The organism is uncultured Polaribacter sp. (assembly GCF_947503855.1).
GTDB lineage: Bacteria > Bacteroidota > Bacteroidia > Flavobacteriales > Flavobacteriaceae > Polaribacter.
On record NZ_CANNFF010000003.1, the window covers coordinates 18,013 to 30,556 of the forward strand.

The 12,544-nt window shown below is 30.8% G+C and carries 7 protein-coding genes; 3 read left to right on the forward strand and 4 right to left on the reverse strand.

Features of this window, described 5'->3' with window-relative positions; all coding sequences use genetic code 11:
* The first annotated feature begins 292 nt into the window (after positions 1-292).
* The 3 genes from dnaE (at position 293) to Q0662_RS03085 (ending at position 6,757) form a co-directional block, all read left to right on the forward strand.
* Positions 293-4,633: a DNA polymerase III subunit alpha gene (gene dnaE, locus Q0662_RS03075; RefSeq protein ID WP_298947079.1), complete on the forward strand. Its 4,341-nt coding sequence runs from the start codon at positions 293-295 to the stop codon at positions 4,631-4,633.
* A gap of 152 nt (positions 4,634-4,785) precedes the next feature.
* A complete protein-coding gene (locus tag Q0662_RS03080; protein ID WP_298947080.1) occupies positions 4,786-6,111 on the forward strand; it encodes a D-arabinono-1,4-lactone oxidase in 1,326 nt (441 codons plus the stop codon).
* Positions 6,098-6,757: an HAD family phosphatase gene (locus Q0662_RS03085; RefSeq protein WP_298947082.1), complete on the forward strand. Its 660-nt coding sequence runs from the start codon at positions 6,098-6,100 to the stop codon at positions 6,755-6,757. Before Q0662_RS03080 ends, Q0662_RS03085 begins: the two co-directional genes overlap by 14 nt.
* Positions 6,758-6,942: 185 nt before the next feature.
* Here the strand turns inward: Q0662_RS03085 and gldA are convergent, their stop codons facing one another.
* The 4 genes from gldA to Q0662_RS03105 form a co-directional block, all read right to left on the reverse strand.
* Entirely contained in the window at positions 6,943-7,836 is an 894-nt protein-coding gene (gene gldA / locus Q0662_RS03090) for a gliding motility-associated ABC transporter ATP-binding subunit GldA (RefSeq protein ID WP_298947084.1), read from the reverse strand.
* An 81-nt stretch (positions 7,837-7,917) separates the two neighbouring features.
* Positions 7,918-8,688, reverse strand: coding sequence for a hypothetical protein (locus tag Q0662_RS03095; protein WP_298947086.1), 771 nt, complete (start codon positions 8,686-8,688; stop codon positions 7,918-7,920).
* A 74-nt stretch (positions 8,689-8,762) separates the two neighbouring features.
* Positions 8,763-11,555: a carboxypeptidase-like regulatory domain-containing protein gene (locus Q0662_RS03100; RefSeq protein WP_298947087.1), complete on the reverse strand. Its 2,793-nt coding sequence runs from the start codon at positions 11,553-11,555 to the stop codon at positions 8,763-8,765.
* A gap of 23 nt (positions 11,556-11,578) precedes the next feature.
* A complete protein-coding gene (locus Q0662_RS03105) occupies positions 11,579-12,448 on the reverse strand; it encodes a GLPGLI family protein (RefSeq protein ID WP_298947089.1) in 870 nt (289 codons plus the stop codon).
* Between the last annotated feature and the right edge of the window lie 96 nt (positions 12,449-12,544).

Consider the following 12,544-nt stretch of genomic DNA (forward strand, 5'->3'; position numbering starts at 1 on the left):
ATCTGAAGCGATAACAGCCTTAGTACCCTATCTGATTTTAAATCCACAAAAATCAAAACTTCATAAATTTGTCACTTTGGTATTTTAGTAGAAGTCATATAAAATAGCGAACACATTGTTAAGCAAATTTATAAGATTTCTTTATTTTCGAAAAGGTAAAACAGTATAAAAACAAAAGATAATTTATTTCTATTGTTGATAAAAGCCAATAACTCTAGGCTACTTTTTAAGAACAAATTTCTATTTTTACAATTCGCTTAAGCAGTTAAATAATTCAAGGTTTACAAAAAACATGTACTTAATTTTCGATACAGAAACCACAGGTTTACCCAAAAGTTGGAATGCACCAATTACCGACACAGACAACTGGCCTAGGTGTATTCAAATTGCTTGGCAATTGCATGATAAAATGGGGAATGTTTTAGAACATAACGATTTCTTAATTAAACCAGATAATTTTAATATTCCTTTTGATGCAGAAAGAATTCACGGTATTTCAACAGAACTTGCCCAAGAGCAAGGTATCGGTTTAGAAGAAGGCTTACAGTTATTTAATGAAGCCTTAAAAAAAACTAAGTTTATTGTTGGTCAAAATGTTGGTTTCGATATCAATATTATGGGTTGTGAGTTTCATAGATTGGGGGTTGAAAATAATTTAACTACACTCCCACTTTTAGATACTTGTACAGAAAAAACAGCACAAATGTGCCAAATTCCTGGCGGACGTGGAGGTAAATTTAAACTACCAACCTTAACAGAATTACACAATCATTTATTTGGTGTTGGTTTTGGTGAGGCGCACAATGCAACAGCAGATGTTGAAGCTACAACTCGTTGTTTTTTAGAATTAATTCGTTTAAGAGAATTTACCAAAGAGGAACTAGATGTAGAGGATGATTACTTTAAAAATTTCTCAGAAGCCAACCCAAAACCGATTCAGGTAATTGGTTTAAAACACATCAACCTAAAAAAGGAAAGTGATAAAATACGCAAACGTCTAGAAAAATTAAAAGACGTAGAAGATACAAAATCTACTTCTGAAGGTTTAGCAGAATTAAAAGATGTACAATTTGCACATTTACACAATCACACACAGTTTTCTGTATTGCAATCTACCATGCAAATTGGCAACATTGTAAAAGCTGCTGCTGCAGATAATATGCCAGCAATTGCCATGACAGATACTGCAAATATGATGGCTGCTTTTCATTTTGTGAGCGCTATTTTAAATCATAATAAAAATGCAGAAAACCCTATAAAACCAATTATTGGTTGCGAATTTAATGTTTGTGAAAACCATAAAGATAAATCTCAAAAAGACAATGGTTACCAAGTAGTTTTATTGGCAAAAAACAAAAAAGGGTATCATAATTTAGCAAAAATGTCTTCCATCGCTTATGTTGATGGTTTTTACTATGTACCAAGAATCGATAGAGAAATCATCAACAAATACAAAGAAGATATTATTGTTTTAACAGGTAATTTATATGGTGAAGTACCTAGTAAAATTTTAAACCTTGGAGAACACCAAGCAGAAGAAGCATTACTTTGGTGGAAAGAACAATTTCAAGACGATTTATATATAGAGTTGATGCGTCACAATCAACAAGATGAAACGATTGTGAATGAAACTTTACTAAAATTTTCTAAAAAGCATGATGTAAAAATTGTAGCAACCAATAATACTTTTTACTTACATAAAGAAGATGCAAATGCACACGATATTTTGTTGTGTGTAAAAGATGGCGAAAAACAAGCTACTCCAAAAGGAAAAGGACGTGGTTATAGATATGGTTTGCCAAATGAAGAATATTATTTTAAGTCTACAGAAGAAATGAAAACGCTTTTTGCAGACTTGCCAGAAGCCATCATCAACATACAAGAAATTGTAGATAAAATAGAAATTTTTACACTTGCAAGAGATGTTTTATTACCTGCTTTTGACATTCCAAATGAATTTAAAGATGCTAAAGACGAAGAGGATGGAGGAAAACGTGGAGAAAACAATTTCTTAAGACATTTAACATACGAAGGTGCCACAAAAAGATATGGAGAAATTACAGAATCTATTAAAGAACGTTTAGATTTTGAGTTAGAAGTTATTGAAAAAACAGGATATCCTGGTTATTTTTTAATTGTAGAAGACTTTATTAGAGAAGCTAGAAATATGGATGTTGCCGTAGGTCCAGGACGTGGTTCTGCTGCTGGTTCTGTAGTTGCCTATTGCTTATGGATTACCAATATAGATCCTATTAAATACGATTTACTTTTTGAGCGTTTCTTAAATCCAGAACGTGTTTCTATGCCAGATATTGATATCGATTTTGATGATGAAGGTCGTGGACGTGTAATGGATTATGTAATTGATAAATATGGTGCCAACCAAGTAGCACAAATTATTACTTATGGTACCATGGCTGCAAAATCATCCATTAGAGATACCGCCAGAGTTTTAGATTTGCCCTTGTTTGAAGCAGATAGAATTGCCAAATTAATACCAAACATCAAACTAAAAAATATTTTTGGTGATGATGCAAAAAGCAAAGGAAAAGTTGATGGTTTGCGCGCTGAAGAAAAAGAATTGGTAGAAGAATTACGCCACATTTCTTTTGGTAACGATTTGGCATCAGAAACTGTAAACAAAGCAACTATTTTAGAGGGTTCTGTTAGAAATACGGGTATTCATGCCTGTGGTGTAATTATTACTCCAGGAGACATCACCAATTATGTACCTGTTGCTTTAGCTAAAGATTCTGACATGTATGTAACTCAGTTTGACAACTCTGTAGTAGAATCTGCAGGTTTGTTAAAAATGGACTTTTTAGGTCTAAAAACACTGACGTTAATTAAAGACACTGTAAAAATTGTTAAAGCCAGACATCATGTAGATTTAGATCCAGAAAATTTTCCTTTAGATGATGAAAAAACCTACGAATTATTCCAAAGAGGAGAAACAGTTGGTATTTTTCAATATGAATCTCCAGGAATGCAAAAACACATGCGCTCTTTAAAACCAACTGTTTTTGCAGATTTAATTGCAATGAATGCTTTGTACAGGCCTGGACCGATGGAATACATTCCAAGTTTTATCAACAGAAAACATGGTACAGAAGATATTGAGTACGATTTGCCAGCAATGGAAGAGTATTTGGCAGAAACCTATGGAATTACAGTCTACCAAGAGCAGGTAATGTTACTCTCGCAAAAATTAGCAGATTTTACCAAAGGTGAAGCTGATGTTTTGCGTAAAGCCATGGGTAAAAAGCAAATTGCTGTGCTAGATAAAATGAAACCTCAGTTTATAGAACAGGCAGCTGCAAATGGACATGATGCAGATAAATTAGAAAAAATCTGGAAAGATTGGGAAGCCTTTGCAAGTTATGCTTTTAACAAATCTCACTCTACTTGTTATGCGTGGATTGCCTACCAAACTGCTTATTTAAAAGCCCATTATCCTGCAGAATATATGGCTTCTGTACTTTCTAATAACATGAAAGATATTAAAGCCGTTTCATTTTTTATGGAAGAATGTAAACGAATGGGATTAGAAGTTTTAGGACCCGATTTAAATGAATCTTTCTTAAAATTTTCGGTAAACAAAGAAGGTGCAGTACGTTTTGGAATGGCAGCTGTTAAAGGTGTAGGTGCTGCCGCAGTAAGAGCCATTATTAAAGAAAGAGAAGAAAACGGAAATTATTCGTCTATTTTTGATTTGGCAAAACGTATCGATTTAAGAGCTGCCAATAAAAAATCTTTTGATAGCTTAATTAAAGCAGGTGCGTTTGATTCTTTTACAGATACACACAGAGCACAATATTTTGCTACAGATGAAAAAGGGCAAACCTTTTTAGAACGTGCTATGAAATTTGGAAGTAAGTTTCAAGAAAACGAGAATTCTGCGCAAGTTTCTATGTTTGGTGAAGCCTCTACAATTCAGTTTCCAGAACCAGATATTCCAGATTGTGACACTTGGGGTACTATGGAACTATTATCGCAAGAAAAAGAAGTAATTGGTATTTATATTTCTGCACATCCTTTAGATGATTTTAAAAACGAACTAAAATTTTGTAACGGTACTTTAAAATATTTTAAAGGTGATATTGGCAAATTTGTAGGCATGAATTTGGCTTTTGCAGCCATAGTTACAGATGTACAACACCGTGTTTCTAAAGCTGGTAAAGGTTGGGCAATGTTTACTGTAGAGGATTATGGAGACAGTCACGAATTTAGAATTTTTGGAGAAGATTACTTAAAAATGAAACATTTTTTAGTACCCAATTCTTTCTTGTTTGTAAGATGTACGATTCAACCTGGTTGGATGAATAAAAACACTGGCGTTATGGGCGAACCTCGTTTAAAATTTACAGAAATGAAATTGTTGCACGATATTATGGACGAATTGTGCAAAAAAATAACCATTCAATTGCCTTTAGAGGATATTAATGCAAATACCATTTTAAACTTAGAAAGCATTTTAAAAAACAACCCTGGTAAACAAAATTTAAATTTTACAGTTTGGGACGAAAAAGAGAAATTAGAAGTTAGCCTACCTAGTAGAAATACTAAAATACATATTTCTAATGAATTATTAAGTACTCTAGAGAGTCAGCAAATTAAATATAAGTTGAATTAAAATAGGATATTCTGCAATTAGCAGAACAATAATGTCATTTCAATAAAAATAAACCTTTTTTTTATTACAAATTCAATTTGGTTTTTCTTAACATTTAAAAAATACTAAAATTGGTTTAATTCCGTAATTTTGTTTAACATTAAATAAATATAATGAAACAAGAAAAAAACGGAACTTGGGTTAGTTGGAATGGAAATTTAAAGTACAATTTTAAAGAAATGTATCATATTTCTAATGAAGAAGAACTTCAAGAAATAGTATCTAGCAGAGATAAAATACGTTTTTTTGGAAGCAAACAGTCATCAGCAGATATTGCAGCAGGTACAGATGCACTTATCAATATGACTAACTACAACAAAATTGTTTCTTATGATTACAATCAAAAAACAATTACAGTACAATCGGGTTTAAGTTTAAAAGAATTATTAGAAGCTATAGAATCTGTAGGTTGGTGTATTCCTTGTTTACCAGACATTAACACCATAACCATTGGGGGTGCATTAGCAACTGGAACTCATGGCACAAGTGGAAAATTATTGTGCGAATATATGACTGAATGTAGATTAGTACTGGCAGATGGAAGTGTAAAAACAGTAACAAAAGATGACGATTTAATAGATGCTGTTCGTGTTTCTTTAGGGATGTTAGGGGTTATGTCTACTGTTACCTTTCAGTGCGAACCTTCTTACACATTACACATTAAAGAAGGTCCAGAAAGTGATAAAGAATGGTTACCAAAAATAAAAAGCCGATTAAAAAAGCACGATTTTTTAAGAATCTTATGGTTACCACATACCAATAAAGGGTATGTAATAACTGGTGATAAAATTGACCCAAATACAAAAGTTCATGAAGATTTAGGTCCAAAATATTTAAAACATAGACGTAAAGCTTCTAAAATTTTGTACAAATACACCCATATCTTCCCTTGGTTAACGGCCATTGCTAACAAACTTTTATACAAAGGATTTTTTAGCACTACAAAAGAGCACAAAGGTACTTTATACCAAGCAACCGTTACAAAATCTAGAGGTTCTACTTTAGAATTAGCAGAATGGACAATTGCTTTAGATAAATTCCCACAAGTGTTTAAAGAGTTGAAAACAGAAATCAATAAGTGGAGTAATAAGTCTTTTATTCATATTCCTATGGATGTTCGTTTTGTGTACAAAGACAAAAGTTGGCTAAGTTATGCCTACAAACAAGATACGGTAACTATGGGTTGTGTATCTAGAAACGCAGCTACAGCAGACACTTATGAGGCTTTTAAAAGTATCGAAAAAATATTTATAAAACATGGTGGAAGGCCACATTGGGGCAAACGCTTTAAAGCAAAAGATACTGAATTATCTAAAATTTACCCAAAATGGGAAGCTTTTAAAGAGTTAAGATCAGAATTAGATCCAACAAATAAGTTTTTAAATCCGTATTTAGCTAAATTGGTAAATGCAAAAAAGCTAGTAAATGAAACTGCCTAAAGGTTTTTTATTCGATTTTGATGGCGTTGTAGTAAACAGTTTTAAAAGCCATGGCAATGCTTGGAGTAGCGCTTTTAGAGAATTATTTAATAAAGAGATAACCCCATTTCCTAAACATCTTTCAGGAAAATCCCCTATGATTATTGCAGAATATTATTGCAGTGTTATTGGCGAAGAAAAAAAAGCTGAAGCTTTGTTTCTCTTAAAAGATATTCATTTAGACAAACATTATACAAAACCAGATGTATTGCCAGGTGTACATGAAATTACAACATTTTTAACTGATAAAAATATTTCTTACGGAATTGCAAGTAACGCAACCAAACAATTTTTAAGAAACAGTGTAGAAAAACTACACTTAAATTTTACAACCATTTTTGGAGTTGAAGATTATGTAAAACCAAAACCAGCACCAGAAGCATATATAACTTTAGCAAATGCTTTAGGTTTTCATAAAAAGGATTTTAAAGATCTTTGGGTTTTTGAAGACAGTTTAACAGGCACAGAAGCTGCGAAATTAGCAGGTATGGTTCCTGTAGGAATCTTAACACAATATTCGGAAGAGGAATTAAAAAATGCGGGGAGTCAATTGGTATTTCCAAGCTTGTTAGAAGCTTATCACTATTTACAAAACAACACCAATTAAAGCGCGCTCTTTCATGTAAAATTGTAGTTTATCTTAAAGCTTATCATAATAAACTGACTTTTTTAAAAAAAAAGTTCAAACAAAAAATTTTTTTGAGTTTGAAGGAAGGCGTGATATTTTTTACAAAATAAGACTTCAGAAGTTTTAAAACTGTAAGGTCTGTATTTTAGAAGCAAATTGGTTTATTATAAAGTCAATTCTCTAAACAAACTTTCTAAAGTTTTATTTTCTGAACTTAATTCTAACACTTTAAATGCATTTTCTTGAGCAAAATCGAAGATTTTAGAACGCATGTCTTCTTCTGAATTAAAAGTAAGTTGCCAAGTATTATTTGCTATATTTTCTGATACAACAAGGTTTTCAAGTGTTTTAATTTGAGGTTCTTCTACTTCTAAATTAAAAATAACCTTTATGATTTGTTGATTGTTTTTTTGCAACTCTAAAAGGTTTTTATCAATAATTAGTTCGCCTTTTTTTATAATAATTACTCGATCACAAACAGCTTCTACTTCTTGCATAATATGTGTAGAAAAAAGTACGGTTTTGTCTTTTCCTAACTCTTTAATCAAAGCTCTAATTTCTACCAATTGGTTTGGATCTAAACCAGTTGTAGGTTCATCTAAAATTAAGACAGAAGGATTGTGTAAAATGGCAGCTGCTAAACCCACTCTTTGTTGATATCCTTTAGATAATTGATTTATTTTTTTATGGGCTTCTGCAACTAAGCCTACTTTTTCTAGGCAAGCTTCTATATTGCTTTTATCAACCCTATAAATACTTGCTTGAAATTGCAAATATTCACGAACATACATATCTGAATATAAAGGGTTATGCTCTGGTAAATATCCAATGGTTTTTTGCGCCTCTAATGGATTTTTCAAAACATCAACATCATCAATAAAAACCTTACCTTCATTAGGTGTTATATAACCCGTTAAAATTTTCATCATGGTAGATTTTCCGGCACCATTTGGACCTAAAAAACCTATAATTTGTCCGTTATTAACTTCAAAAGAAACGTTATTTAACGCTTTTTGTGCTTGGTAGTTTTTTGTAACTGATGATACTTTTATGGACATTTTAAATATTTACAAATAATTAGATTTCTAAATCAATTAACCTGACAATTAATATATTATGGTAACGAATCTAAGTAGCTTTTAGTTTACAGCAACCAACGTTTTATTTCTTATTTTTCTGATATTTTTCACTCTTGCCCAAGTTAATTTATGACGTTGTTTGTAAAACCATAATGAGCCTAAATCTAGTAAAAAATAAAAGAAACTAATACCACTTGGTGGATTATGACTAGGTAAAAAATCGAAAACACCCCATGCTGTAGCTGGCCATTTCCAACATAAATAGTTAGTACCAACAATTTCTAAAAAAGCGACAGTGATATACATTGTTAAGTAGAACAAACGTTCTCTTGGTTTGTTTCTTAAAATGAATAGAGTGGCAATCGTCATTACAAAACCAAAAACATCATTTTTAAAAATTAAAAACAACAATGCATATATAAAAATAAAAATTGCAAATACTTTTTCTAGTTGTGTTCTGTATTTAATAATAGCACTAGCTTTAGAAAAATATAAAACAGCAATATATACCAATGCATGTCCTGGAGGTACATAATGTGGCACATTACCTAATCTATAAGTATACATTACCATAGCAATTGAAAATAAATACTCGCCAATAATAGCAATTAAGATAGCAGAAATCATTTGTTCTTTACAACGTTTGGTTACTTGTAAAAAAACAATAGTGGTTACTATAAACATCACTGCATTGGCATACCATTGTGCATTTGGCGTTATTTTTACAAAATGATAACTATCTAAATACAAACCCGTTAACAAAAAAAAGAATAATAAACCTATACTTTTTCCTGCTGCATACCAAGGAGATTTTGAAGCCAATAAACTCATAGTGCTAAAATACTAAAGTAAATAAAAAATGACTCAATAAATTGAGCCATTTTTTATGATTGAAATTGTTAATTTTATAATTGATAACGTACTCTAAATGTTACCAAACTTGGTAAAATAAAAGTCTCATTAATTGAGTTTGAAATGGCACCATTATTAACACTAACTCTAGATTCTGTTCCTAAAATGTTACTTGCTTGAAACTCATACTCCCATTTTGCCTCTTTATCTTTTCTATATGACATTGAAAAATCCCATATTTTAAAAGAGGTTTGATGTTGCCCATTTTGCCTTACTTCATTGTAAGAAAAATCTGAAGTTATAGTTAGTGAATCCCAAATATAAGCATCAAAATTTATAGAAGGTGCATGTGTTACAGATTTAAAATTAGAGGTGTTTCCTGTGCTTAATTCTGTTCTGTTTTGATCTGAAAAAGAAGCCCTATAGTTTAAACTAACGTTAGGTGCTTTTATAAAGTTTGTTCTAACACTAGGTCTAATTGTATAATTTTGAGTATTCAATTTTGTTGTTTCTGCTCCAAATAATTGATACGCTTGAGCATCTGAAAAGTCTGCCCTTAAACTGGTTCTAATCTTTCTAAACGTTTTTGTAAAACGTCCAAAAGCATTAATAGATTCTATATCATAAGGCAAGTTTAAATTGGTATTTGTAGAAACATTTGATCTAATATTGGGATTATTTACATCAGGAACAAAATTTGCAATTGAAGCAATTTGATCCATAGTTTTGTTATAAGATAATCTACCAAAAATAAACATATTGTTAAATAAATTAAAGCTACTATAATTTAAGCTCATGGTTTCTAATCTTGCATTCATGATATCATTATTCCCATAGAAAAACGAATTAAAATTTCTAGCAACTATACCTTCTGCAAGTTGATTTACGTCTGTAAAATTAACTTGCTGTCTGTAGTTAAAGCGTAAACTTTCACTCTTTTTAAATTGTGCGATAATATTTAATTCTGGTAAAATTTTTGTAAAAGAATCTTTAAAATCATTTGTAATAGCTACTTGAGTATTATTTATGTTATAAGAATGTGCAGTAAAACCTGGTCTAAAAGTAAAAATACCTGCTTTTACACGATAACGCATACCTGCATAAATATCGGAAAAATTATATTCTACATCATTTGTAGTACTTGCGTTTGCAACATTTGGTATATTTAAAGTTGGGTCTAATGTACTACCATTATCTAGCAATTGAAAAAACCTAGAATCAAAGTTTTGTTTACTTAAAATAGTACCTCCTACAAAGTTAAAATTACTCTTATTATTTATAATATAATAGTAATCTAACTTAGCATCTAATTGATTTGATTTTACTCGCCTATCTTGTTCTAAAGTATAAAACTGTTGTGTTTTATCTAAACCTAAAACATCTGCAGCAGCATCAAAACCATCTGCATTGTTGCTTGGATCTTGATCTAAATTCTCTATAGAAGAAACATAAAAAGGATCTTCATCTTGTAATTGATGTTGTACTTCTAAAGCAAAAATATTGTTTTCGTTTGCAGTATAAAAGTAACTTAAATTCTGATTGATTGTAAATGGTGTTGCATTTTCTTTTTCTACAATAGGCACATTATTACCTATTATTTGAGACGTACCATTATCTAATCTAAACTCGTTTGTAAAACGACCATTTAAATCATAATTTAATTGATTGTTTACGTTTTTCTTGTAAATCGTTTTAAAATTAAACAATCCAGAATTACTAGTTTGATCTGTTGTGTTATCTGTTACATCATCTGGAATTGTAGGATCATTATAATTGACAATATTTCTATTTCTTTGCCCATTACTATTGCTAGACCAAATTAAATAACCACTTAAGTCTAGTTTTTTATTTGGTGAATAACTAAAATTTAAAGCTGTTAATTTAGTTTCAATTCTATTGGCATTTCTTGCATTTGGAGTTAAAAAACCAATACCTGCACTTGCTAAATTTATATTTGTTCCATTTGACGGACTTTGACTTCTAAAGCCACCTCTAAAACTTCTTAAATCTCTTCTGTTTAAAACTGCTTCTCCTAAATTATTAATATCTCCAATTACATTTAATGTATATTTTGGGTTATAGTAAAATAATTTGGGTTGAAACAGATATAAATCATCACTTGGTGTAAAACCAGCACCAGCATACACATCTCCAAACCAAAAGTTCTTTTTACCTTCTTTTAACTTTATGTTAATAGCAACTCTATCTTGATTATTCTGTACACCACTTAATTGATTTACATCAGAAAAATTTCTTAATACTTGTATTTTATCTACAGCGTTAGATGGTATGTTTTTAGAGGCTAGTTTAGTATCTCCACTAAAAAATTCTTTACCATCTACTGTAATTTTTTCTACAACTTTACCTTCTACTTCAATCTGGCCAGCATCGTTTATTTCTACTCCAGGTAGTTTTTCGAGTACGTCTTCTAATTTACGTTCAGAGCCATTTTTAAAAGAATCTGCATTGTAAACAATAGTATCTCCCTTAATAGTTACAGGCATTTTAGATACTACTGTAATTTCATCTAAAGCATTATCTTCTTTTAAAGTTATATTTTTTTCAATATTTTCAGTTATTGTAGTTACAACAAAGTTGGCTGTTTTAAAACCTATGTAACTAATCTTGATATCAAATGTGCTATTTTTATCTAAGTCTAACTTATACCTTCCTTTAGCGTCTGTAAAACCATAAGAAGCCATTTTTTTAGTAGTTTTATTAATAGCCAATACATTTGCCATTTCTAATGAACCACCAATACTATCTTTTACAACTCCTGTTAGTGTAATTTGGGCATTAGTAATAAATGAAACCATAAAAATGGTTAATAGTAGTAATTTTTTCATTGTGTTTTTTTAGTTTTTTTTAATTAGAATCTTCCTCTTCCTCTTCCTCTACTTCTAAAATTTTGTCTCATCTCCTCCATCTTTTTTGTAATGATACTTACATATTCTTTTCTTGTAACTTCATCACCTTTTGTAGGCTTCGTTATTTCTATTTTTTCTGATGGATTTAGTACAATTTCTGTACATAAAATAGTAGTTCTACCTTCGTTAATTTCTAAAATTAAACCCGGTAATCCCCAATATTCTCCTGGGCCATTACTTACTGGTATTTGTGGTGTATACCATGCTGTAACTGTAATTTTTTTTGGTATTTCTATGTCTTCTGTAACTTTTACAGTTTCTGTAGAATCTTTTTTAGCTTCATCTTTTTTCTTATCATCCTCTCTATTTCTTCTTCTCATGTTTCTCCAATCTGTAGCATCTACATCTTTGGTAAGTGTTGCTTTGTAACAAACATATTCTCCAATTTTTTTAGTTTCGCTACCCAGCTCCCACTGTGGCATTTCCATGGTATCAGAAATGAGAAAGTTTTTTCCAAAAAATTCTGTAGCTTCTAAAGCCACTAAATCTTTAGTGTTTTTATATTTAGTTCCTCCACCAGTCATTCCTCCAAATCTCATTCCTCCACTAGCACCAGGTGCAGATAATTTTTCATCCTCTTTATAAATAGATGCTGTTTTATCAAAACTTAAAATGAATGTTTTTTCTAACATCGATTTCATTCTTGCTGCAATTTGTTTCTTTTGCGCTTCAGACATGCTGTTCATTCTGCTTCCCCAGCTACTCATATCTACGGTAGTTTTAGACATATAAGTTGCTTTTCCTTGAAAGTTTTTCTGCGCAAATGTACCAACTGTAACAAAGGCTAAGAGTAATGTAAATAATTGTTTCATGATTTTTTTATCTAATTTTGTACGAAAATAGTATTATTCGCTTCTCTTAAGACTTAAAAAAACCTTAAAAGTTTAATTTGCTTTTTTTTTACTAAT